The organism is Sphingobium sp. OAS761 (assembly GCF_024168485.1).
Classification (GTDB): Bacteria; Pseudomonadota; Alphaproteobacteria; order Sphingomonadales; family Sphingomonadaceae; genus Sphingobium.
This window is the reverse complement of sequence record NZ_JALJVY010000013.1, coordinates 46,701-70,921: the sequence shown is the minus strand read 5'-3', so window position 1 is coordinate 70,921 and position 24,221 is coordinate 46,701. Positions and strand designations below refer to the sequence as shown.

The window sequence follows — 24,221 nt, the reverse complement described above, 5'->3', positions numbered from 1 at the left end:
AACGGACATGGACTTCACCCTCAACGACGAACAGATGATGTTCGCGGAAACGGCGCGGACGCTGTTTTCCGACAGCTGCACGCCCGATCACTGGCGCAAGATGATGGAACAGGGCGTCGTGCGGGACGATGCGCGCTGGGCTTCCATCGTGGAAACCGGCCTGACGCTGGTTCTGCTGCCGGAAGACGCAGGCGGCATCGGGCTTTCGGAAACCGACTTCGCGCTGATCGCGCAGGAAGCGGGCTATGTCGCGCTGCCCGAACCGCTGGTGGAAAGCGCGGGCGTGGCGATGCCGATGCTGGCCGCACTGGCGCCAGGCCATGACCTGCTGGGCGATCCGGCAGCAACCATTGCCATCGCCCACCCGCTCAATCCCTTCGTCGCCAATGCCGACAGCGCGGCGGCGATCCTGCTGGAAAAGGATGGCGAAGCCTATCTGGCCACGCCCGATCAGGTGACGCTGACAGCCCAGCCCAGCATCGATCCCTTCCGCCGCCTGTTCAAGGTGGAGTGGAGCCCGGAGAATGCTGCGCCGCTCGGCAAGGCGGACTGGGATCTTGCACTGGATCGCGCCTGCGTCTTCAACGCCGCCATGGGACTGGGCCTGGCGCAGCGCGCGGTCGACATGGCGGTTGACTATGCCAAGGAACGGCAACAGTTCGGCAAGCCGATCGGCAGCTATCAGGCGGTGAAGCATCACCTTGCCTCCGCGCAGGTCGCGATCGAATTCGCCAAGCCCGTCGTCGCGGCGGCTGCTGCCGAGATCGGCGCCCGCGACGTTCAGGCCCGCGCCCGCGTCAGCCACGCCAAGCTGATCGCTCTGGAAGCCGCGGACAAGGCGGCCCGCGCCTCCATCCAGGTGCATGGCGCCATGGGCTATAGCTGGGAAGTGGATGTCCATCTGTTCCTGAAGCGGACCCTTGCGCTGACACAGGCATGGGGAACCCCCGCTTATCATCGCGCGCGCATCGCCGCGCGCATCTTCACCCAGCCCATGGGGCCGGACCAGACCTTTGCACGGGAAGCCCAGAATGCCTGAAGCCTATATCATCGACGCCGTCCGCGCGCCCATCGGCCGCAAGAAGGGCAGCCTGGCCCATGTTCACCCGGCCGATCTGGCCGCTTTTCCCATTGCCGAACTGATCCGCCGCACGGGCGTCGACGCCAATCTGGTCGATGACGTCATCTGGGGTTGCAACGATACGCTGGGCGGACAGGCGGGCGACATCGGCCGCACCGCATGGCTGGTTGCCGGCCTGCCAGAGCATGTGCCGGGCGTCACCATCGATCGCCAGTGCGGGTCGAGCCAGCAGTCGGTGCATTTCGCGGCGCAGGCGGTGATGAGCGGCACGCAGGATATCGTCGTCGCCGGCGGCAGCCAGGCGATGAACCAGATCCCCATCTCCTCCGCCATGATCGTCGGCCCGCAATTCGGTTTCAACGACGGGCCGTTCCGCGGCTCGAAGGGCTGGGACGCGCGCTATGGCGACGAAGAGGTCGACCAGATCCGCTCAGCCGAAATGATCGCGGACAAGTGGGGCATCAGCCGCGAGGCGATGGAGCAATTCTCGCTCACCAGCCATCTGCGTGCGCAGGCCGCCTGGGACAATGGCTGGTTCGACAAGGAAGTTGTGGCTTTCGAGGGGCTGGCGAAGGACGAGACGATCCGTCCCAACAGTACGCTGGAAGGGATGGCCAGCCTGAACCCCGTGCGTGAGGGCGGCAAGGTGACGGCGGCGGTCGCCAGCCAGAATTGCGACGGTGCCGCCGCGCTGCTGATCGCGGGCGAGCGCGCAGTCAGGGAATATGGGCTGAAGCCGCGCGCGCGCATCCACCATATCTCGGTGCGGGCGGCCAATCCGGTGTGGATGCTGACCGGGCCGATCCCGGCGACGCAACATGCGCTGGCCAAGGCAGGCATGAGCGTCGACGACATCGACCTGTTCGAATGCAATGAAGCGTTCGCTTCCATCCCGATGGCGTGGATGAAGGAACTGGGCGTGCCGCATGAGAAGGTCAATGTGCAGGGCGGCGCCGTCGCGCTCGGCCATCCCATCGGCGCCACCGGCGCGCGCATCATGACGACGCTGCTCAATGCGCTGGAGCGCACCGGCGGCCGCTACGGTCTCCAGACGATGTGTGAAGGCGGCGGCCAGGCCAACGTTACCATCATCGAGCGGCTGTAAGCGAGGAAGGCCCGGCCATGCCCTGCTACGCCTATCAGGGGATCGTTCCCGTCGTCGATCCGACCAGCTACGTCCATCCACTGGCGTCGCTGATCGGCGATGTGATCGTCGGGCCGGGATGCTTTATCGCGCCGGGTGCGTCGCTGCGCGGCGATTTCGGGCGGATCGTGGTGGAAGGCGACAGCTCGATACAGGATAATGTGTCGGTCCATGCGAACCAGTTGCGCGACACGATCATCCGGCGCGGCGCGACCATCGCCCACGGATCGATCATCCATGGCTGCGAAATCGGCGAAAATGCGCTCATCGGCATGAACGCCGTCATTCTGGACAATGCGGTGATCGGACCGGAAAATCTGGTCGCCGCGCTCTGTCTGGTCAAGTCGGACATGGAAACGCCGCCGCGCAGTCTGGTCGTCGGCAATCCGGCCAAGGTGGTCAAGACGTTCGAGCCGCATCAGGTGACGTGGCGCAACAATGGCGAGGGCGAATATCAGAAGCTGGCCCGCGCCGCGCTGACCGATTTGATCCAGGCGGCACCGCTTGCCGCAGCCGACGCCGGTCGGCAGGCGCAGCGCGTCGCTTCGGAAGCGATCGCGGTGCGGCTGAGCGGCGACACCGCAGCCGCGCGCGAGGCGAAGACCACGCAGGCGGAGGCAAAATCATGAGCGCTGCAACCGCGATCACCAACCTGCTTTATCGCTATGCCGAACTGATGGACGCGGGCGATCTGGAAGCGGTCGCCGCGTTGTTCGAACGCGCCCGGATCAAAACCGGCGGGGGCGAGGTGGTCGAGGGATCGGCGCCGATGCTGGCGCTGTGGCGCGCGCATGTGCGCATTTTTCCCGACGGCACGCCGCGCACCAAACATGTCATCACCAACCCGATCGTCGAGGTGGACGAAGCGGCGGGGACGGCAACATGCCGGTCCTATTACACGGTGTTGCAGCAGACCGACGACCTGCCTTTGCAGGCGATCTGCGCGGGCCGTTACCATGACGCCTTCGTCCGCGCGGACGGGCAATGGCATTTTTCAGAGCGCGATTATTCGATGCTCGATCTGGTAGGCGACCTCAGCCAGCATCTGCTGATCCCGGTCGCCGCGTGACAGGCTTTTGAAGGAGTGAGCATAGTGGGTATCTGCGAAGGACGTGTTGCGATCGTGACCGGGGCCGGCAATGGCCTGGGCAAAGCCTATGCGCTGGGTCTGACTGCCGAAGGCGCCAAGGTCGTGGTCAACGATCTGGGCGTAGGAACCCATGGCGAGGCGGGCGAGACCAAGGGCGCGGCCGAAAAGGTGGTGGACGAGATCAGGGCGATGGGCGGGGAGGCTGTCGCCAACACCGACGACGTCGCCGACTGGGACGCGGGCAAGCGCATGGTCGAACAGGCGCTGGACAGCTTCGGCGCGCTGCATGCGGTGGTCAACAACGCCGGCTTCGTGCGCGACCGCATGTTCTTCACCTGCAGCCCGGAAGAATGGGACGCCGTCATCCGCGTCCATCTGCGCGGCCATTTCTGCACCAGCCGCCACGCCGCCGAATATTGGCGGGCGCAGAGCAAGGCGGGCAACCCGGTCGACGCGCGCATCATCAACACGACCAGCGGCGCGGGCCTCCAGGGATCGGTCGGGCAGTCCGCCTATTCCACGGCGAAGGCCGGGATCGCCGGGCTGACGCTGGTGCAGGCTGCGGAACTGGGACGTCTGGGCGTCACCGCCAACGCGCTGGCACCCAACGCGCGCACCCGCATGACCAATACCGGCGCGTTCGACATGGACGCGAAGGAAGGCGAATTCGACCTGTTCGCGCCGGAGAATATGGCGCCGCTGGTCGCCTATCTGGTGTCGGAACAGTCGAAGGGCGTTACCGGGCAGATATTCGAACTGAAGGGCGGTCAGGTGTTCCTGTCGCAGGGATGGACCGACAGCCCCGCCTATGACAAGGGCGCGCGGCTCGAAGCGGCCGAGATGGACGCCATCGTTCGCAAGCTGCTGACCGACCGCGAGCCCGCCAAGCCCGTTTACGGAGCGCAGTGACACCATGAACTTCGCCCTGACCGACGACCAGCGCGCCATCCAGGAAGCCGCACGCGACTTCCTGACCGACGCGGCCAATCCCGACGTCATCCGCGCCGCGGTGGAAGGCCCGACCGGCTTTGACGAGGCGCTGTGGCAAAGCCTGGCGGGTGAGATGGGCTTCACCGGCCTGATGGTGCCGGAGGATTTCGGCGGTCTGGGGCTGGGCGCGGTCGAAATGGCGCTCGTGCTGGAAGAGACGGGCCGGTGTCTGGCCCCCGTGCCTTTCTTCGAGACCGCCGTGCTGACGGTGCAGGCGGTGCTGGCCGCCGGGAACGACGACCAGAAATCGGCACTGCTGCCTCGCCTCGCTTCGGGCACGAAAGCGAGCTTTGCCGGTACGGCGGCGCGTCCGGTGCTAAAGGATGGCCGGCTGACAGGCATCGCCGATTTCGCCACATTCGCCCATGTGGCCGACATCATCATCGTTGCCAGCGCCGACGACAGCCTGATCGTGCTGGAAGCAGACACGCCCGGCCTGACGATCGAGGCGCTGCCGAGCCTGGATCGCACCCGACGCTTCGCCACCCTGACCTTCGATTGCGCGGTCACGCCCGACATGCTGCTGGGTGCTCCGGGCGGCGCGAAGGGGGCGATCGAGCGAATTCTGACCATCGGCGCCGGACTGCTGGCTGCGGAACAGACCGGCGGGATGCAGTTCAGCCTGGATGCCACGGTCGATTATGCCGGGCAGCGCGTGCAGTTCGGTCGGCTGATCGGGTCGTTTCAAGCCTACAAGCACATGGTGGCGGACATGATGCTGCTGGTCGAGGCATCGCGTTCCGCCGCCTACTACGCTGCCGCGGCGATCGATGAGAATGGCTCCGAACTGGCCGAAGCCTGCCACGTGGCGCGCGCCTATGTGTCGGATGCCTACCGTTCGCTTACCGGCGACGCGATCCAGTTGCACGGCGGCATCGGCTTTACCTGGGAACATCATGCCCATCTCTATTTCAAACGCGCGCGGGCGACGAGCAGCTGGCTGGGCACGCCGGACTCGCATCGCGAAATGCTGGCCGCGTTGATCCTGGGCGGAGATGCAGTGGCCGCATGACCGTTCAGGCCGCCCTTCCCGCCACCATGCAGGCGATGGCGCTCGACGGCTTTGCCGGTCCGGGCTCCATCCGCCTGCGCGAACTGCCGGTACCCGTGGCACAGGCAGGCGAAGTGTTGGTGAAGGTAGCGGCGGTCGGCGTCAATCCGGCCGACTGGAAAGCCTGCGCGGGCTTTCTGCCCTTCCTGCCCGTAAGCTGGCTGCCGCTGGTGCCTGGGTTCGACGGCACCGGCACCGTCGTATCCCTGGGCGAGGATGTCACGCAACTGAAGATCGGTGACCGGGTCGCCTTCATGTCCGGACTGCCACTGGGGCGCGGCGGTACATGGAGCGAATATGCAATCTGCCCGGCAGGGCTTGCGGCTTGCCTGCCAGACGCCCTGTCCTTCACGGCGGCGGCGACCATCCCCGTGGCGGGCATTTCCCCGCGCGAAGCGCTGGATCAGGGTGGCCTGAAGGCTGGCGAGCAGGTGCTGATCAACGGCGGATCGGGCGGAACCGGCATATGGGCCATCCAGATCGCCCGGAATGCGGGCGCGCAGGTGGCCGCGACGGCCGGTCCCGCCAATCAGGATTTGTTGAACATTCTGGGTGTCGCTCGTCCGATCGACTATCGCAACGAGGATGTGGCCGCCCGTGTCGCGGACTGGGCGCCCGGCGGCGTCGACCTGCTGCTCGACACGGTGGGCCAGGGCAGCCTGGGCGATCCCGCAGCGCTGATCCGTCCCGGCGGTCGTTATGTCGCGATAGAGACGATGTTGCCGGATGAGACGACGCCGGGAAGCGACGCCTTCGACGCAAAGGGCATCCGCGCCATCCGTGCGTCGGCGAGCTTTCCCAGGCTCGGTGCCCACCTTGCCGCGCTGGTCGACGCGGTAGCCAGCGGCAAGATGCAGGTGCCGCCCGTGGAAATCATGCCGCTGGCCGATGCCGCCAAGGCCATGGGCCGTGTCCGCGACGGTCATGTCCGTGGCAAGATCGTGCTGACCGTGCAGGAAGATCAAGAAGGGGCCGCGAACGCCCCGGCAACAGTGAAGGACTTCGCATGATAACCCCGACCTCCCCCGTTCCGCCCTATCCCACGCCGCGCGGCCTGCTGACGGGCAAGACGGTGGTGATCACCGCCGCGGCCGGCACTGGCATCGGCTTTTCCGCCGCGCGGCGCGCGGCCGAGGAAGGCGCCAGGGTCTTCATCAGCGATTTTCACGAGCGCCGCCTGAACGAAGCTGCTGACCGGATCGCCGACGAAGTCGGCTGCGAACGCCCCGGCCTGTTCGTGTGCGACGTGACCAGCGAGGAGGCGGTGCAGGGCCTGCGCGACGCGGCGATCGCGGCGCTCGGCCAGGTCGACGTCCTCATCAACAACGCCGGCCTAGGCGGCGAGGCCGACATCGTCGACATGACCGACGACCAGTGGAACCGCGTGTTCGACGTGACGCTGACCAGCCTGTTCCGCATGACCCGCGCCTTCCTGCCGCCCATGTATGCGGCCAAGGCGGGCGTCATGGTCAACAACGCCTCGGTCCTTGGCTGGCGCGCGCAGAAGGGGCAGGCCCATTATGCCGCCGCCAAGGCGGGGGTCATGGCCTTCACCCGCTGCGCCGCGATAGAGGCGGCCGAACATGGCGTGCGGATCAACGCGGTCTCCCCGTCTCTCGCGATGCACCCCTTCCTCGCCAAGGTGACGACGCAGGAAGCGCTCGACAAGCTGGTCGAGAAGGAAGCGTTCAAGCGCCCGGCGGAGGTCTGGGAAATCGCCAATGTCATGATGTTCCTGGCAAGCGACCTTTCCTCTTACATGACGGGCGAGATCGTCGCCGTGTCGAGCCAGAGGGCCTGACATGCCGCTGATTTTCGAACATCCGCGCGACCTGCTGGGCCAGGAGGGCACCCCGCTCCATCCCAGCGAGTGGCTGACGATCGAACAGGCGCGCATCGACGCCTTCGCCGACTGCACCGGCGACCATCAGTGGATTCATGTGGACCCGGTCAAGGCGAAGGACGGCCCGTTCGGTGCGACCATCGCGCACGGCTATCTGACGCTCAGCCTCACCAACCTGTTCATGCCGCAGATGATCGAGGTGCGCGGGTTCAAGAGCGGCCTCAATGTCGGCATGGACCGCACCCGCTTCCTGATGCCGGTGACGGTCGGATCGCGCATCCGCGGCACCGGCGTCATCCAGTCGGTCGAGGAGGCCAAGGGCGACACCATCCAGTGCGTCATCCGCATCACCGTCGAGATCGAGGGTGCAGACAAGCCGGCGCTCGTGGTCGACGCCATCACCCGTTATTTCCCGGAGTAGAAGCGATGCCCAACCCAGAAAAGATGGAAGCCGCCGTCCACGCCTATGTCGCCGCGTTCGAGGCCGGTAGCGCCGACCAGGTCGCCGCCCTATATGCCGAAGATGCAACGGTGGAAGACCCGATCGGCGCGCCGATCCATCACGGACGGGAGGCGGTTCGCGCCTTCTATGCCGAAAGCATGAAGACGGGCGCGAAGCTGACCCTGGAAGGGCCTGTACGCATCGCTGGCGATTATGCGGTGTTCCCCTTCGCGGTTCACCTCAACTTTGACGGCGGCGCCAAGCGCATCGATGTGATCGACACGTTCCGCTTCAACGAAGCCAATGAAGTAACCGAAATGCGGGCCTTTTGGGGGCCCTCCAACATGACCGGTTTTTGAAGGAATTACCCATGCGTGAAGCAGCCATCATCTCCACCGCCCGGACGGGCGTCGGCAAAGCCTATCGCGGCGCGTTCAACGATACCGAAGCGCCGGTCCTGTCCAGCCATGTCGTCAACGCCGCCATCGAACGCGCCGGGATCGATCCGGCGCGCGTCGACGATGTCTATCTGGGCGTCGGCAATCACTGGAACACGCAGAGCTACAATCTGGGCCGGCTGACCGTGCACGGTTCCGTCCTGCCCGACACGACCGGCGGATTCACGCTCGACCGCAAATGCTCCTCGGGCCTGAACGCGATCGCCCTCGCAGCGCGCGGCATCATCGCCGACGAGATCGACGTCGCGGTCGCCGGCGGCATGGAAAGCATTTCGCTCACCATCAACAAGCATGCCCCCGCCTTCCGCAACCGGTCGGAATTCATCAAGGCGGCCGATCCTCACGCCTATATGGTGATGATCGAAACGGCCGAGATCGTAGCCGAACGCTATGGCGTCAGCCGCGAGGACCAGGACCGCTTTTCCGCGCTCAGCCAGCAGCGCGCCGGCGCGGCGCAGGCGTCGGGCAAGTTCGCCGACGAGATCGTGCCGATCACCGTCACCAAGGCGCTGTTCGAAAAGGACGGGACCGAAAGCGGCAAGGAGGAAGTGACGCTCGACCGCGACGAAGGCGTGCGCGGCGACACGACCTTTGAAAAGCTTTCCGCGTTGAAGCCCGTGTTCAAGGATGGCCTCGTCATCAAGGAAGGCAAGCATGTCACCGCGGGCAACGCCAGCCAGCTGTCGGACGGCGCATCGGCGCAGGTCGTCATGGACCTGGCCACCGCGCAGAAGGAAGGCCTGCCCATCCTGGGCGTCTATCGCGGCTTCCAGGTCGCCGGCTGCAAGGCGGAGGAGATGGGCATCGGCCCGGTCTTCGCCATTCCCAAGCTGTTGAAGCGCGCCGGGCTGACGATGGACGATATCGGCCTGTTCGAAATCAACGAGGCGTTCGCCAGTCAGGCTATCTACTGCCAACGCGAACTGGGCATCGATCCGGAAAAACTCAACGTCAACGGCGGCGGCATCGCCATCGGCCATCCGTTCGGCATGACCGGCAGCCGCCTGGTCGGCCACGCGCTGATCGAGGGCAAGCGCCGCGGCGTCAAATATGTCGTCGTATCGATGTGCGTCGCGGGCGGCATGGGCGCGGCCGGCCTGTTCGAGGTCGCCTGACCCATGCAGCTCGCTTTCGCCCCTGAACTGAAAGCCTTTCGTGAAGAGGCCGCCGACTGGCTGAACAGCCAGCTCAACGGCCCCTTCAAGGCGATCCGCAGCCAGACCAACCAGGTCGACAATGTAGAGGAACGCCGGGCATGGGAAGCCGCGCTGGGCGCGGCGCGCTGGAGCGTTATCGGCTGGCCGGAACAATGGGGCGGGCGCAACGCATCCATCGCGCAGCAGATCATCTTCGCGGAGGAATATGCCCGGGCCAAGGGGCCGCCGCGTGCTGGCCATCTGGGCGTCGAGTTGATGGGGCCGACGCTGATCGCGATGGGCAATGACGACCAGAAGCAACGCTTCCTGCCGGACATCGCGGGCGGCAAGGCGATCTGGTGTCAGGGCTATTCGGAGCCCGGCGCGGGCAGCGATCTGGCCAACGTCAAGACCAAGGCGCGGCTGGAAGGCGATCGATACATCATCGACGGGCAGAAGATCTGGACGTCGATGGGCACGATCGCCGACTGGTGCTTCGTCGTCGCGCGGACCGAGCCGGGCAGCGTCGGCGGAAAGGGCCTGTCCTTTCTGATGGTGCCGATGGACCAGCCGGGCGTCGACGCCCGCCCGATCCGCCAGATGACGGGCGAGGCGGAATTCGCTGAGGTTTTCTTCGACGGCGCGGAGGCGCTCGCCATTGATCGCATCGGCAACGAGGGCGACGGATGGCGCGTGGCGATGGCGCTGCTGGGGTTCGAGCGCGGCGTTTCGACGCTGGCTCAGCAGATGCATTTCCGCAACGAACTGGACGAGGTGATCGCAATTGCCCGCCGCAACGGCAAGGCGAACGACCCCATTATCCGCCAGAAGATCGCGCAAGCCCACGCGGGCCTGAAGATCATGCGCTACAACGGCCTGCGCATGTTGTCAGACGGGGAAGGCGGCGCCGACCTGTCGGGAGCGGCCTATACTTACAAGCTTTACTGGTCGCAATGGCACCGTGACTTGGGCGAACTCGCAATGGACGTGCTGGGACAGGAAGGCGAGATCGGCGCCAGTGAGGAACGGTTCGACGGCCTGCCCAACATGTATCTGATGAGCCGGTCCGACACCATCTATGCCGGGACCGACCAGATTCAGCGCAACATCATCTCCGAACGCGGGCTGGGCATGCCGCGCGAGCCGCGGGGCAAATAGGGCGGGCGAATGACCGATCAAATGGGCACATGGCCGGAGACGATACCGGCCTCCGCAAAGGCAGCCGCCGAAAAATGGCCTTATGCGGTCGGACTGATCGAGGGCGACCGGCATTGGACGTTCGCGAAGATCTGGGCCGATGCGCGGCTGTCCGCATCGGCACTGCTGGGCATGGGTATCGGCCATGGCGACAGGGTTGCCATCTGGGCACCCAATTGCCGCGCGTGGGTCATCGCTGCTCTGGGCGCGCACATCGTGGGGGCCGCTATCGTTCCGCTCAATACCAGGTTCAAGGGGCAGGAAGCGGCCGACATCATACGCCGCAGCCACGCGAAGCTGGTGTTCGCGCCGCAGAATTTCCTGGACACCGATTACAAGACCCTGCTTTCCGCCGAAGACCTGCCCGACATGCAGGAAGTAATCTATACCGATACCGGTTTCGCGGCCTTTCTCGCGCGGGGCAAGGGGCCGGACGATCCGGCCGTCGATGCCGCCTTCGACCGCCTGTCTGGCGACGACATCAGCGATATCATCTTCACCTCCGGAACGACCGGCCGCCCAAAGGGGGCGATCGCCACCCACCGGCAGGTAGTCCAGACCTTCGGCGACTGGGCAGTGCGGGTAGACCTGCGCGAGGGCGACAAATATCTGATCGTCAATCCCTTCTTCCACACATTCGGCTACAAGGCCGGATGGGTGAACTGCCTGACGCGCGGGGCCACCATCGTGCCCATGGCAATGTTCGACGGCGCGGAAATGGTGCGCCAGATCGAACAGAACCGCATCAGCTTCCTGCCGGGACCGCCGACAATCTACCTGACACTGTTGCAGGAGCTGGCCGGCGACAAGCCGCGCGACTTTTCATCCCTTCGCGTGGCCGTGACCGGTGCCGCCCCGGTCGCGCCATCACTGGTCGACCGCATGCGCACGGAACTGGGCATGTCCAACATCGTCAACGGCTATGGCATGACCGAATGCGGCGTCATTTCGATGACGTGCCAGGGGGATGATGCAGAGACGGTGGCGCATACCTGCGGCTATCCGATGCCGGGCATGGAGATACGTTGCGTCGATGATGACGGGAAGGACGTCCCCATCGGCGAAGCGGGCGAGTTCTGGGTCCGGGGTCATTCCGTCATGAAGGGCTATCTGGATGATGCGACGGCGACGGCCGAAGCGATCGATCCGGACGGCTGGCTGCATACCGGCGACATCGGCACGATCGACGCGCGCGGCTACCTCAAGATCACCGATCGCAAGAAGGACATGTACATCTCGGGAGGCTTCAATTGCTATCCGGCCGAGATCGAAAAGCTGCTCGCGGCGCATCCGGCGATCGAAACGGCGGCGGTGATCGGCATTCCGGACGAGCGCATGGGCGAGATCGGCAAGGCCTTCGTCGTGCTGCGTCCCGGCGCCGAGGCGGACGAGCGCGGCATCATCGGCTGGGCGCGCGAGCATATGGCCAATTACAAGACGCCGCGAAAAGTGGCGTTCGTGGATGCTCTGCCCCGCAACGCCGGCGGCAAGGTGCTGCGTACGGCGCTGCGGGAAATCGACAAGGAATAACGACCCATGCCTTTAGATCCCCAATTGGAAGCCATGTTCGCCGGACAGCCCGAATGGCCATCGGTCCGAAACTTCCCTGTTGACGCATTGCGGCAGGCGGTACGGTCCAGTTCGCTCCAGCTGCCGCCGCCAGCGGTCACGCTGGCATCGGTGGAGGACCGCGTGGTGCCGGGACCGGCGGGCGAGATAGGCGTTCGCGTCTACACGCCGGAAGGCGCGGGCCCTTTCCCCGTGATCGTTTATTTCCACGGCGGCGGCTTTGTCGTCGGCGACCTCGATACGCAAGACATGATCGCGCGGGGGCTGGCAGGCGGCGCGCAGTCGCTGGTGGTGTCGGTCGATTATCGCCTGGCCCCCGAACATAAATTTCCCGCCGCCTTCGAAGACGGTTGGGCCGTGACACAATGGGTCGGCGCGCACGCGGCCGACCTGGGCGGTGATCCTGACAGGATCGGCGTTGCGGGTGACAGTGCCGGCGGCGTGATTGCCAGCGCCTGCGCCCTGCTCGCAAAGGAGGCGGGCGCGCCGAAACTTTCCGTCGTGATCAACTGGTACGGTCCGGGTATCCACCCGATTCCGGAAGAAGGATCAGCACTGGAATTCGAGCATGGCCCGGTGCTGCGGCTCGACGACGCGCATTATTTCTGGGAATTGCATATCCGCGACGCGTCCGATTTCGACGATGTGCGCGCCAGCCCGATGAAGGCGGCCAGCCACGAAGCCTTGCCGCCCACCTATATCGCCAGCGCCGAATGCGATCCGATCCGCGACGCGGTCGAGGCCTATGCACCGGTGTTGCAACAGGCCGGCGTTCCGGTGGAGGTTAAGCGCTACCCCGGCATGGTTCACGGCTTCGTATCCTGGATCGGATTCCTCCCCGGTGCCCAGGAATCGATGCGCGACGCCTGCGCTTTTGCCCGGAAATATCTCGCAAAGGCTTGACGCTACGGCTCCTGCGCCTTGACACTTCCTTCTGCGCGGACGCGAAGTTCGCCACAGGTGAGGAGGATGTTATGACGATGGATGACAAGGTCATGTCACGCCGGCATTTCGTAGGGGCCGCCGGGGCCGTTGCCGCCGCAGGGGCGGCAAGTTCGGTGTCCGCCGCATCGTCCGGGGAACGGCGCGGACGGTTCGCAGGCAAGGTGGCCTGGATCACCGGCGGCGCACGCGGACAGGGACGCAGCCATGCGCAAAGGCTGGCGGCTGAAGGCGCCGACATCATCCTGTCCGACAGCCTGAAGGATGTAGGTTCGATCGATTATCCGATGGCGCGGCAGTCCGACATGGACGATACGGCCGACATGGTCCGTGCCGCTGGCGGGCGCGTGCTCGCAATCCGGTCGGACATACGCGACGCGGCGTCGGCGGCGGACGTGGTCCGGCAGGGGCAGGCCATGTTCGGTCGCATCGACCTGATGGTGGCCAACGCCGGCATCTATGGCACCTCCTCCATCGCCGCAATGAGCGACGCCTTGTTCGACGACATCATCCAGACCAATCTCTACGGCGTGTTTCATGCGATCAGGGCAGTCCTGCCCGGCATGGTCGACCAGCGTTTCGGCCGCATCGTCGTCACCTCTTCGCTGGCCGGCCGCAGCGGACATGCGACGGGTTCAGCCTATTGCGCATCCAAATGGGGCATTATCGGCATGGTGAAGGCCGCGTCGCTGGAAGTCGCGCGGCAGAACATCACCATGAACTGCGTCTGTCCGACATCGGTGAATACGCCGCTGATCGACAATCCGGCCGGATGGGCAAAGGCGCTGCCGGGCGACCCCGAACCCACGCGCGCGAAATTTCAGGCAAAGCGCATGGCCAATCCCCATTCACCACAGGGGATCGCCTGGGTGGAGCCATCGGACGTCAGTGACACGGTGCTGTTCCTGCTGTCGGAAGAGGCACGGCATATTACGGGATCAGCGATCGATGTCGCGGCGGGCGCCATGGCGAACAATGCAGCCTGACGGGACCGACGACCATGCCATCATATAGCGAAATGGCATAGTTGAGCCTGCGCACGGCATTTGTGCCATATCTGCGATATGCTATTCTGGTTCGAGACCTGGGTTCGTCGCCGGACACTTGGGAGAGGATCATCATGACACATATGGACGCAGCGTCGCGGGCAGATATCCGGGCCGCCGAATTGATCCCCTTTTCGCCGCCAAAGGTGCAGTCGGACGTCTATACGCCGGAGCAGGTCGAGGCGCTTTTCACGGCTGTCCACCGGGGACCAGCCAACGGGCTTTTGGTCAAACAGCTCTTTGGATCAGCTGAGGAGATCGTCGCGGCCACATCAGGAAAAATGCCCGAGGGGCTGACGCTCGATCATTTTCTCGCGCCGATGTTTCATGGTTATCTGGCCAAGAATTCGGCCGTGCTCGACCCCGTCGTCGCCAGCGCCTTCTATAATCCCAAGCTGATGGATTGGGCACGCGACTATTTCAACGCGGGCATCGTGATGCCGCGCCAGCTCCATTTCAACTATGGTCCGCCGCAACCGTCGGCCGACCCAGGACATTTCGATGCCACGTCCTATCGTGGCATGGACAGCACCAACACGCCGATCTGGCTTTTGTCGGTAATGACGAATTCGCGCCTGTTCCGCGAATACAAGATTCAGCTGGCCGCCGTTGTCACATGGTTCTGGCGAGCGTCGGACCGAGGGGGCTTCACCTACTGGCCCGATGGTGGCCATAATCCGCCCAAACGTATTCCGGCGCCGTTCTGGAACATCGCCGTCGTGGCGGAGAACGAGAATATGTATCATCGCGGCGAAACCAGCGGCACGCCGGATCAGTGGGGCAAGGTCAAAGGGCTGACCTTCGATTCGGTTATCGAAGGCACGCCCGGCGACCTGGGCCAGTGGCAGGTGCGGAACGGCGACACGGTGATCGCCCGCCTGGCGACGGAAGAAATACGCTGGCTGTTCCACTGGACGGCGGAATGCTATGCAGACTATGACGCGTTCCGCATTCGCGCCGATCATCTGGATGATTTGAGCGTTGATCGGGTGATGGACATTTTCGCCAGCGACCTGGCCAAGCGCGACATTGCCTTCACCATGCCGGCGGATCCGTTGAACGACGCCGCCTTCAAGGCATTGCTAATGGCGGAATATGCAATCGGATCGCCCAGGGAATATCCGGCCGAGGCCCCGGTAGCCGGGCGCATGGCTGCCTGATGCGCCCTTCATCCGCGCCGTGACCGGCGCGGAGGTTTGCCGACGATGGGCCGGCGGTTGTAACCGCCGACCTTGTTTACTTTGCGAAGAAATCGAACGTCATCTCCTTGATCGTCGCATTGAGCGGCGTCCCGGCAGGGTAGCCAGACATCACCGGCGACCCGGTGTCGTTACCGACATCGAATGTCGCGGAAATTCCCATCATGCGCGGCATTTCGATGTGCAGCACATCCTGCGCGACCTGCTTTCCGTTCGCGGTGATGGCGACTGTCCAGTCCGACCGGTTCTGCGTATCGGCCTTGCCCGCCGTGCGCAATCGCAGCTCCAGCCTGTTCGCACCCTTGGGCAGCAATTCGGATCCTTCGATCCGGTGCTGGGCACCGGTAATCTCGTTGAACAGGAACACCGGACGGCCCTGGTCTAGATAAAGCGCCATGCCCGGAACGCGCCCGCCATAAGCGAAGACGGGTCCGGTTTCGTTCGTGCTGGACAGGTCGAGCCGAATGGTGGCCGTAAAGGGCATCAGATTGACGGGCGGCGCCGACGAGAAATAGAGATTGCTGACCGGGCCGGGATAGCGCCACTTGCCATTCCGGCTCTTTAATGCAGCGACGAAGCCCGCGGATTGTTCGGGCGTATCATCGCCAATATTATGTTGCGGAAAGACCCGATGCTGCTGCGCCTGTTGCTGCCAGGCGGCGGCCATGGATTTGACCCGGTCGGGATATTCGGCCGCAAGGTCAGTCGTCTGGCCCGGGTCGCGGACGGTATCGTAGAGCTGCCACGGATCATCAAAGGGCTGCCCGGTATTGACGGCCGAATCCCAGGTTTTCAGCCGATGGCTGGTGACGATGGTCCAGCCGTCCTGCCAGAATGATTTGTTGCCATACAGTTCGGCGTAACGCCCCTCACCCTGGCGCCGGTCACCCGGCGCAGCGAAGGTCGCCGCGAAGCTGAGCCCCTCCATGGGAGCCTGCTTCACATCGTTGACGGTGTCGGCAAGCGGTGCCTTCGCCAGATCGAGCACGGTAGGCGCGATGTCGCTTACGTGCACGAACTGGTGACGCAACTCGCCCCGCGCCGGGATCCCCCTGGGCCAGGCCATAACGAGCGGCACATGGATGCCGCCATCGTGCGCCGTCTGCTTCCAGTAGCGGAACGGCGTGTCGCCCGCGACCGCCCAGCCCAGGCTGTAATGCGGATAGGTATCGGGCCCGCCCCATTTGTCGATCATTGCCAGATTGTCGGAAAAGGCAGGTGGTGTCGCGTTGCCGATGTAGGATTCGGTCAACGCTCCGCCGGGACCGCCTTCAGCGCTGGCGCCGTTGTCCGTAGTTATGATGATGATGGTGTTGTCGAGTTCGCCGCGCGCAGAAAGAGCGTCGAGGATACGTCCGAACTGCGCGTCGGCATAGGAGAGTGAAGCGGCAAACGCTTCCATCTGTCGCGCATATAGTCGCTTGTGGTCGGCATCCAGGCTGTCCCAGGCCGGAACCGCATCGGGTAGCGGAGCAAGTTTGCTGCCTTCGGGAATCAGGCCGGCCTTGATCTCCCGCGCAAGGATGGTTTCGCGCGCCCTGTCCCAGCCCATGTCGAACTGACCCTTGAAACGGTTTATCCACGCTTGCGGCGCGTGGTGCGGCGCATGCGCGGCGCCGGTAGCCCAATATAGGAAGAAAGGCTCGTCGGCATCGCTGCCGTCCCGATCGGTCAGCATGGCGATCGCCTGGTCGGCCATGTCGGCGCTCAGGTGATAACCGGGCTTGATCGGAGCGCTGATCGCGCTGTTGTCCCGCACCAGCGTCGGGAAGAAATTGTCGGTGTCGGCAGAAAGGAAGCCGTAATAGCGTTCAAAACCCTGCTGCAACGGCCAGTGCGTGAGCGGGCCGGCCGGCGAGGCTTCAGAGGGCGGCAGGTGATCCCATTTTCCGACGGCGTAAGTACGGTATCCCGCCTGGCGCAGATTTTCGGCGATAGTACCCGCTTCCGCGGGAACCTTGCCGTCGTAGCCGGGAAACGGAAAAGCCTGGAGGGGATGGCCGCCCATGTGCACGCTATGCGGCATCCGTCCCGTCAGAAGCGACGCACGCGCTGGCGAACACATCGGTGCGGTGCGGTAATTGTCATATCGCAACCCCATATGCGCAACCCGTTCGATGTTCGGCGTGGGAACCAGACCGCCAAAGCCGGACAATTGGCCAAAGCCCACATCGTCGATCATCCAAATCAAAACATTGGGCCGCGTCTGAACGGGTGCGGCTGCGGGTGTCGGCGCAGTCAATGGCGCGGGCGCCTCGTCCGCCGCGTCGGCGGTGGCCGGTGCCGAGAGCATGAAGCCAGCAGCCACCGTCAGTGTCGAAACCAATGCCAGCCGGCGCATCCCGTTCCCCTGTCATGAGCAGACGGCTTGACCCGCCATTGCCGGCGATCTTAGTGCGTCGGACCTGCCTGTCTAATTCATATTAGTCCTGATTTTTATGATCTGGAGGAATAGATGATCGATCTTGCCCGACTTCATCACGTGGTCGCACTGGCGCGCATCGGCAGCTTTTCACGTGCTTCCGAAGATCTGGGTATTACACAATCGGCGCTCAGCCGCTCCATTGCCGCGTTCGAACGTCATCACAGGATAAGGCTGTTCGATCGCCGCCGCGATGGCGTGGTTCCCACAGGCGCAGGGCGGGTCATGGTAGAGCGTGCCAAGGCCATCCTCGATATCGCTGACGGATTAGCCGGCGAACTGGAGGCACATGGGACATCCATGGCGGGGGATGTCTCTATAGGCATGGGGCCTATGATCGCCAGTCTGGTTCTGCCCCGGCTGGGGGCAGCCCTTTTCAATGGGGAAAGCGGCCTGCGCATCACGGCATCGATTAAATCGGGACCGGACCTGTTTGCCGATCTGGCGGCCGACAAACTGGATTTCGTGCTCGCCAGTCCAAGTCACATGCAGGCTGCGCTCGACTTCGACGTCCAGATTGTTGCGACGCTGCCTCTGGTCGCGATGGTCCGCGCCGGCCATCCGCTTGCAGCGCGCGAAACGGTGGCGATGGCGGAATTGTCGGCTTGGCCATTCGCCTATCAGCAGGGACCCTGGCAAAGCTCTCTACGCGGGGTAGTATGCGACAACTATCATATATTGCGGGAAATCGTCCTGACCAGCAGCTGCTACTGGTTCATTCCTGCCTGTTTCGTGGCCGACGACGTTGCCCAAGGACGTCTGGTCGCCTTGCCGATATCCGACATCGGTCCGCAGAGCTTCGACATGGCTGTCATTCGCCGGCGGCGAAGGCGCCTGTCCCGCGCGGCATTGCTGGTAGCGGAAGAGTCCGAACATTTACTGCGCGGGTTCGCTAATTTCAGCCCGTATCAGGAGGAAGCTTCCTGCGACGCTTCCACATAGGACCGAAAGCTCCATCGCTCACCGTCCTTTATCACGTGGCCGGCCGTTGGCGGCGCGAAATGCGTGCCGATGATCAGATGGCCGCTATTGGTATAGCGATCGCGAATATGGCGACGCATGGATTCTGCGGCCGCCGCATCGCCATGCGCGTCCGAACCCCGTTCGATCTCGGCCCACTGCACCGGATCAAAGATAAGGTCGCCGGTGATGAAGGCCGTGCGGCCGCCCGATTCGATCGCCACCGACACATGTCCGGGCGTGTGCCCCGGGGCCTGGACAAGTCGCACCTCGTCGGTAATGACTTGGTCCATCTCGACCAGATCGGCCAGCCTCGCATCAATGATAGGCTGTACGCATTTGCCGAGCGTCATGGCACAGCCTTTTTCCTTGGCTGCATGCCAATGGTTCCATTCCCAACGCGAAAACAGGTAGCGCGCATTCGGGAAGGTCGGAACCCGGCCGCCATGAGGCGGGCTTCAAGTCCGACCTTCTGGACAACCATCTGCGTTTCAACCTGGCCGCCTATGTGACACAGTATAGCGACCTGCAGGTGCAGCAGTTCGCGGCCGGGTCCGGTGGTGCAAGGTCGATCATCGCCAACGCGGGCAAGGTGCAGCTGAAAGGATTTGAAGCAGAATTGACGGCCGTGCCTGTGCAGGGGCTTACCCTCGACGGGTCAGTGGGCTTTACCGACACACACTACAAGCGCTTCCTGTTCCTCGACCCGACGACCGACACGCTGGTGGATGTCGCAGATCAGGCCAGGCCGGTCTACACCCCGCGATGGACCGTCCATGTCGGCGGGGAATATCTGGCCGAACTGGGCGACATGGCGATGCGACTGCGCGTCGATTATTCGCACCGTACGCAGATATATTTCAACGCGCTGGACATAACCGCGCCGTTCAACGAAGCCACCAAGTCGCCACCCGACGACAATCTGAAGGCGCGGCTGTCGCCGGAGGGCATCCACCTCGGCAGCGGCCGGCTGGAACTGGGCGTTTGAGGCGACAACTTCACCAACCAGGAAAGTCTGATATATGGCGTCGACTTCGGATCGCTCGGCTTTGCGGGCGGGACGTTCAAGAAGCCACGCACCTATGGCGTCGACGCCCGGCTGATCTTTTGAGACTGCTCACCTTCCCCTGCGATTCCGAGCCGGTCCGCTCATGCGTAATTATCCTGTTAGAGGCTCCGGACCCGGCTCGACGGTCTAAAAGCGCCCGGCGCAGCGTCGCGCCGGCGCGCGCGCCGATCGGGTGCTTGGCTGATGGAGAGACGATATGACCGGAGATTATCCTTCGGCGCAGCAGATGATGGCGGCGGCATCCGACGCCACCGGTCTGGAGGATTTCGGTGGATCCAGCTTCCTGCCCGGCCTTGAAATGATGCTTGAAAGTCTGGCAGCTGACGTCCCCTACGCGGCTGCGGACCGGGACAAGGCAATCGCGCTCATCGAACGGCGACTGGTCAATCGGCTGACGATCGAAAAATGGTTCGCGGACCATTGTTGGGCGGCGAATACGTCCATCGAAAGCCCGGTGTCTATAGTCGGCCTGCCGCGGACCGGCACGACCGCGCTGGGCAATTTGCTCTCGCTCGACCCGCAATTCCGATCTCTTCGCGCCTGGGAGCAGGAGCAGCCCTGCCCTCCCCCCCATATCGACACGGAGCGGGACGACCCCCGCCGTACCGCCTATGCGCATATGGTCGAGACGCTGATGCGGGACGATCCCGAGCAGGCGTCCATGCACATCTGGGAAACCGACGCGTCGGTGGAGGATACCGAGGTGCTGGGACTTGAATTTCACGCACAGCAGATGACCATGCCGGTGTGGCGATATCACGCATGGTGGCGAGCGGAGGATTTGCGCGCCACCTTCCGCTACCATGCCCGCGTGGCGCGCCTGCTCCAGTCTCATCGCCCCCCCAACCGATGGCTGTTCAAGGCACCGCATCACAAATTCCACCTCGATCACATGGTCGACGCCTACCCCGGCATCCGCTTCATCTTCGCCCACCGCGATCCCGGCAAGTCGGTGCCATCCTACGCCAGCTTCGTGGCGTCGCTCTATCCGCCCGACGTCGTGGCGAAGATCGGGCGCGAAAAGATCGGGCGGGAAATCCATAACCATCTGCTGACCGGCATGCGGCAGGCGATGACAGCGCGCGAGATTCTGGGTCCGGACCATTTCTTCGATGTCCATCATGCCGACTTCCTGGCAAATCCCATGGCGACGCTGGACCGCATATATGGCTGGCTCGGCCTGCCGATGTCGGACGGGCTGCGTGCCAGGTTCAGGGAGTGGTTTGCCGGTAACGGTTCCGGCGCTCATGGCGCGCATAGCTACACGCCGGAGCAATACGGCCTGTCGGCCGACGCGATCCGGGGCGACTATGAATTCTACACGCGCGCATTCGGTATCGACACGGGAGCAAAAGCATGACGATGAACCCTATCAGGGGCGCGAAAATACTGGTGACCGGTCCGGCCGGACAGATCGCCTTCCCCATGGCGCGGGCGCTGGCACGCGAAAACGAGGTCTGGGGCATCGCGCGTTTCAGCGACCCTGTGCAGCGGCGCGAGGTCGAGGATGCCGGTATCCGGACATTGGCAATCGACCTTGCCGATCCGGATTTTTCCGGTCTGCCGCGCGATTTCACCTATTTGCTGCATCTGGCCGCCACCATTTCGGGTGAGGATTATGACGAGGCGATCAGCACCAACGCGGAAGGCACGGGCCTGCTCCTGTCCCATTGCCGGGATGTCCAGGCCGCGCTGGTGATGTCGACTGTGTCCGTTTACAAGCCGCATCCGGATCCGAGCTACCCCTACAGCGAAGGCGATCCGCTGGGCGATGCGATGCTGCCCAATATGGCGTGCTATTCGATCGCTAAGATCGCGCAGGAGGCCGTCGCCCGTTTTTGTGCGCGCGAGTTCGGGATTCCGGTAACGCTGGCGCGGATGGGCGCGTCCTACGGCCCGCGCGGCGGCTTGCCGACATATATCGCCCGCGCCGTGGCCGAAGGCCGCCCATGGACGACACGATCCGACCCCTGCCCCTACAATCCGATCCATGACGACGACATGTTCGCGCATGTCGCCCCGCTGCTCGCGGCCGCGAGCGTTCCGGCCACGATCGTCAACTGGGGTGGTGACGACATGGTCAGCGCGCAGGAGATGGCGGCGCATGCCGGCGCACTGCTCGGCATGGACGCCCGGGTCGACGTAGTCCCGGCACCCGGCGCGCAGCCAGGGTCCGGCGTCGACAGCACCAAACGGCTGTCGATCACGGGGCCATGCAAGGTCGGCTGGCAGGACGGCATGCGTCGCGTGCTGGAGGAACTGTGTCCCGACCGCGTTCGCGCATCGGCGTGACCAGTCAAGGAGAGTCGATGATGACCGACAAGATGCTGCACATGCCCGAATGGAATGCGATGCTGGAAAATATCGCACCGGTGGGCGACCAGCTGATCAACCGCTGGGGCCGCAGCGACCCGTCCGCGGACGACCGCCGCGACCTTTTCCGCCTCGCCCTGTCGGCGGTGGCCAACGGCTATCTCTCCCATGTCGCGCTGGACCCGGCCCGGCCGACATGGACGCCGTGCTGGAATATCTCAATGAACATGGGCGGTCCCTGTCCGGACTATACCTATAGGACGACCGACGTGGACCCCCGGGGCACCTATCGCCTGTCCGGCTTTCGCGGCACCAACCGCTTCGTCGAGATCGGGCAGCAAAGCTACGAGTTGCTCGGCCATGAAGGCCCTACCTCGGTCAAGCCGATGCAGCACAGCATCGACGACCTGACCATAGCCCCGGACGGATCGTTCAGCGTCATCCTGAGCCCTGACCGTCCCGCAGGTCATGACGGCGACTGGTGGCCGCTTCAGCCCGCCACGGTCCGCCTGCTGCTGCGCCAGTGCGCGGTCGACTGGATCAACGAAACCGACGCGCGCATGGCGATCGAACGGCTGGACGACTGCCCGCCGACCACGTCTGAGGAGATAGAACGGCGCATCGCCAACCTCGGCCCGTGGGCGGAAGGCATGGTCCGTTTCGACATCGACCTCGCGCGCTGGTATCGTGAAAATCACGGATTGAACGTGCTGACGCGATCGAAAAAGATCGAAAGCATCGGTGGCATGCCCAATCAGGTATATTATGACGGCGCCTATGAGATCGACGATGACGAGGCGCTGGTGATCGAGACGGCACTGCCCCGATCCTGTCTCTACTGGTCGTTGCTCGTTGCCGACGACCGCTTCAGCACCGTCGACTGGGCCAACCGCCAGTCGAGCCTGAACGAGGCGCAGGCGCGGCTCGACAGCGATGGCAAGCTGCGGGTGGTGATTTCAAGGCTGGATCCGGGCGTACAGAACTGGATGGACAAGGCCGACAATCCCTGGGGCATCATCCAGATGCGGTGGAAAGTGCCCAGCGACGCCCCGGATGCGACCGTGACCCGCTGCAAGGTTGCCGACGTTCGCCAATATCTGCCGTCCGATACGCCGGCCTATTCAGCGCGAGAGCGCGCCGAGGCGATCCGCAAGCGCCGCGTGGGTTACCAGATGCGCCTGCACTGGTAACCTCCGACAACGCTGAGACCGATATGGGCAAATCCCTGTACGTGCATGATGTCTCTCCGGTGAAATCAGACCGTCGCGATCGGAGTGAGCGGCGAACCGACGCTGCCGGGCAGTCGCAACGGCGGCGCGGTCAACAGAAAGGCATGGCGCCCCCGTTCCAGCAGCCACGCAGCCAGATCCTTCAGATACCAGAGTTCGCCCAGGAAAATGCCCTGGCGAAACAGGCACAGATCATGGATCGGCAGGCGGATCGGCGGGGGCTGCGGCGACATGATCAGATGCAGCGCCTCGATAGCGACATTGTCCGAACATATGGCGACGATGCCGCTGTCGACGATCCATTGCAGCAGCGCTTCATCCGTGCCGTCCAGCGCACAACATTCGCTGGCGATCCAGGCACCGTCACCGCGGGCTTCCCTTTCCAGAACAAGCTTGTCGAAGCCGGTATAGAGCAGCAGGAAGTCTCCGGGACGAACCTCAACACCCTGCGCATCCATGGCGTGTCGCAGATCGGCGAGCGAGACGGCGCGGCTGGCATTGCCGAATGCCGCCTCGAGATTGACGAGCACAGCCCGGCCCTGCACACCGGCCATCGCCAGCGTCTCTATCCCAAGCGCCGTCGCGCGGGTGGCGTGGTCGCAGCCTTCGGGACCCTGCACATGCTCGCCCGCACGAAAACCGTTATAATAGACAAACTCGGCGACGCCGTCGCCATCCGCATCAAAGGCGCGACCCCGATGTGCCAACGAGTCCCATTGCGTCGAATGCTGGGTGTGAAGCGTAACCTTATCGTCGCAGGTCAATTCCTCGCCACCGGCATCCTGCCGGTTGTAGACATCTCCCTCCTCATCGGCGGCGGCGCTCAATCGCGGCGGCCTGCGCGAGGGAGCAAGGGGAATCGTCGGAATGTCAAGCGGCAGGCTGAGCGTGAACGCAATGCCGTCCCGCACCTCTGCCACGGCCGCGCGGCGACGTTCGGGAGTCAGCAGGTTCATACGACCGATCTGGTCATGCTCGCCAAAATCACCCCAGTTGGAGCCTTCGGGCCTGTTGATCCACCTCGGCATATTCTCTCCTTC

Annotated in this window: 24 protein-coding genes; 21 read left to right on the top strand and 3 right to left on the bottom strand. The window is 64.0% G+C overall.

All coding sequences use genetic code 11. The features are described 5' to 3' along the window. Positions 1-7 precede the first annotated feature (7 nt). The 16 genes from J3E64_RS17025 (at position 8) to J3E64_RS16950 (ending at position 15,149) form a co-directional block, all read left to right on the top strand. Positions 8-1,039: an acyl-CoA dehydrogenase family protein gene (locus tag J3E64_RS17025; protein ID WP_253344237.1), complete on the top strand. Its 1,032-nt coding sequence runs from the start codon at positions 8-10 to the stop codon at positions 1,037-1,039. Further along, positions 1,032-2,186: an acetyl-CoA C-acetyltransferase gene (locus tag J3E64_RS17020; RefSeq protein ID WP_253344236.1), complete on the top strand. Its 1,155-nt coding sequence runs from the start codon at positions 1,032-1,034 to the stop codon at positions 2,184-2,186. The genes J3E64_RS17025 and J3E64_RS17020 overlap by 8 nt, the downstream gene beginning before the upstream one ends. A gap of 17 nt (positions 2,187-2,203) precedes the next feature. Beyond that, on the top strand, positions 2,204-2,854 hold the full coding sequence (locus J3E64_RS17015; RefSeq protein ID WP_253344235.1) for a gamma carbonic anhydrase family protein: 651 nt from the start codon (positions 2,204-2,206) through the stop codon (positions 2,852-2,854). Next, positions 2,851-3,294 carry a nuclear transport factor 2 family protein gene (locus J3E64_RS17010; RefSeq protein ID WP_253344234.1) on the top strand — a complete coding sequence of 148 codons (444 nt, stop codon included), beginning with the start codon at positions 2,851-2,853 and terminating at the stop codon, positions 3,292-3,294. The genes J3E64_RS17015 and J3E64_RS17010 overlap by 4 nt, the downstream gene beginning before the upstream one ends. Before the next feature lie 24 nt (positions 3,295-3,318). Next, entirely contained in the window at positions 3,319-4,224 is a 906-nt protein-coding gene (locus tag J3E64_RS17005) for an SDR family oxidoreductase (protein WP_253344233.1), read from the top strand. Between the two features lie 4 nt (positions 4,225-4,228). Beyond that, positions 4,229-5,317: an acyl-CoA dehydrogenase family protein gene (locus tag J3E64_RS17000; RefSeq protein WP_253344232.1), complete on the top strand. Its 1,089-nt coding sequence runs from the start codon at positions 4,229-4,231 to the stop codon at positions 5,315-5,317. Further along, positions 5,314-6,366 carry an NADP-dependent oxidoreductase gene (locus J3E64_RS16995; protein ID WP_253344231.1) on the top strand — a complete coding sequence of 351 codons (1,053 nt, stop codon included), beginning with the start codon at positions 5,314-5,316 and terminating at the stop codon, positions 6,364-6,366. Before J3E64_RS17000 ends, J3E64_RS16995 begins: the two co-directional genes overlap by 4 nt. Further along, complete coding sequence (locus J3E64_RS16990) at positions 6,363-7,157, top strand: SDR family oxidoreductase (protein WP_253344230.1); 795 nt, start codon at positions 6,363-6,365, stop codon at positions 7,155-7,157. Before J3E64_RS16995 ends, J3E64_RS16990 begins: the two co-directional genes overlap by 4 nt. Before the next feature lies 1 nt (position 7,158). Continuing rightward, positions 7,159-7,620, top strand: a complete 462-nt coding sequence (locus J3E64_RS16985; RefSeq protein WP_253344229.1) for a MaoC family dehydratase — start codon at positions 7,159-7,161, stop codon at positions 7,618-7,620. 5 nt (positions 7,621-7,625) lie between these two features. Next, entirely contained in the window at positions 7,626-8,000 is a 375-nt protein-coding gene (locus J3E64_RS16980; RefSeq protein ID WP_253344228.1) for a nuclear transport factor 2 family protein, read from the top strand. 11 nt (positions 8,001-8,011) lie between these two features. Beyond that, positions 8,012-9,214 (top strand): acetyl-CoA C-acyltransferase, encoded by a 1,203-nt coding sequence (locus J3E64_RS16975; RefSeq protein ID WP_253344227.1) that lies wholly within the window; start codon positions 8,012-8,014, stop codon positions 9,212-9,214. Between the two features lie 3 nt (positions 9,215-9,217). Beyond that, complete coding sequence (locus J3E64_RS16970) at positions 9,218-10,393, top strand: acyl-CoA dehydrogenase family protein (protein WP_253344226.1); 1,176 nt, start codon at positions 9,218-9,220, stop codon at positions 10,391-10,393. A gap of 9 nt (positions 10,394-10,402) precedes the next feature. Beyond that, positions 10,403-11,962, top strand: a complete 1,560-nt coding sequence (locus J3E64_RS16965; protein WP_253344225.1) for a FadD3 family acyl-CoA ligase — start codon at positions 10,403-10,405, stop codon at positions 11,960-11,962. Positions 11,963-11,968: 6 nt separating this feature from the next. Beyond that, on the top strand, positions 11,969-12,904 hold the full coding sequence (locus J3E64_RS16960; RefSeq protein WP_253344224.1) for an alpha/beta hydrolase: 936 nt from the start codon (positions 11,969-11,971) through the stop codon (positions 12,902-12,904). A 71-nt stretch (positions 12,905-12,975) separates the two neighbouring features. Next, positions 12,976-13,929: a mycofactocin-coupled SDR family oxidoreductase gene (locus J3E64_RS16955; RefSeq protein WP_253344223.1), complete on the top strand. Its 954-nt coding sequence runs from the start codon at positions 12,976-12,978 to the stop codon at positions 13,927-13,929. A gap of 134 nt (positions 13,930-14,063) precedes the next feature. Then, positions 14,064-15,149 (top strand): hypothetical protein, encoded by a 1,086-nt coding sequence (locus tag J3E64_RS16950; RefSeq protein ID WP_253344222.1) that lies wholly within the window; start codon positions 14,064-14,066, stop codon positions 15,147-15,149. 76 nt (positions 15,150-15,225) lie between these two features. Here the strand turns inward: J3E64_RS16950 and J3E64_RS16945 are convergent, their stop codons facing one another. After that, on the bottom strand, positions 15,226-17,529 hold the full coding sequence (locus J3E64_RS16945; RefSeq protein ID WP_253344221.1) for an arylsulfatase: 2,304 nt from the start codon (positions 17,527-17,529) through the stop codon (positions 15,226-15,228). A gap of 114 nt (positions 17,530-17,643) precedes the next feature. Here J3E64_RS16945 and J3E64_RS16940 point away from each other — a divergent pair, with 114 nt between their 5' ends. Further along, entirely contained in the window at positions 17,644-18,552 is a 909-nt protein-coding gene (locus J3E64_RS16940; RefSeq protein WP_253344220.1) for a LysR family transcriptional regulator, read from the top strand. Here J3E64_RS16940 and J3E64_RS16935 read toward each other — a convergent pair. Beyond that, positions 18,519-18,923 carry an MBL fold metallo-hydrolase gene (locus J3E64_RS16935; protein WP_253344219.1) on the bottom strand — a complete coding sequence of 135 codons (405 nt, stop codon included), beginning with the start codon at positions 18,921-18,923 and terminating at the stop codon, positions 18,519-18,521. The genes J3E64_RS16940 and J3E64_RS16935 overlap by 34 nt on opposite strands. Between J3E64_RS16935 and J3E64_RS16930 the strand changes: the two genes are divergently transcribed. From J3E64_RS16930 to J3E64_RS16915, 4 genes are all read left to right on the top strand, one after another. Beyond that, positions 18,908-19,558 (top strand): TonB-dependent receptor, encoded by a 651-nt coding sequence (locus J3E64_RS16930; RefSeq protein ID WP_367398642.1) that lies wholly within the window; start codon positions 18,908-18,910, stop codon positions 19,556-19,558. The genes J3E64_RS16935 and J3E64_RS16930 overlap by 16 nt on opposite strands. 277 nt (positions 19,559-19,835) lie before the next feature. Further along, positions 19,836-20,999: a sulfotransferase gene (locus tag J3E64_RS16925; RefSeq protein WP_253344217.1), complete on the top strand. Its 1,164-nt coding sequence runs from the start codon at positions 19,836-19,838 to the stop codon at positions 20,997-20,999. Next, positions 20,996-21,931 carry an NAD(P)-dependent oxidoreductase gene (locus tag J3E64_RS16920; protein ID WP_253344216.1) on the top strand — a complete coding sequence of 312 codons (936 nt, stop codon included), beginning with the start codon at positions 20,996-20,998 and terminating at the stop codon, positions 21,929-21,931. Before J3E64_RS16925 ends, J3E64_RS16920 begins: the two co-directional genes overlap by 4 nt. Positions 21,932-21,948: 17 nt before the next feature. Next, positions 21,949-23,142 (top strand): DUF1214 domain-containing protein, encoded by a 1,194-nt coding sequence (locus J3E64_RS16915; protein ID WP_253344215.1) that lies wholly within the window; start codon positions 21,949-21,951, stop codon positions 23,140-23,142. 65 nt (positions 23,143-23,207) lie between these two features. On the opposite strand, the gene J3E64_RS16910 is transcribed toward J3E64_RS16915, so the two are convergent. Next, positions 23,208-24,209, bottom strand: coding sequence for a cyclase family protein (locus J3E64_RS16910; RefSeq protein ID WP_253344214.1), 1,002 nt, complete (start codon positions 24,207-24,209; stop codon positions 23,208-23,210). Between the last annotated feature and the right edge of the window lie 12 nt (positions 24,210-24,221).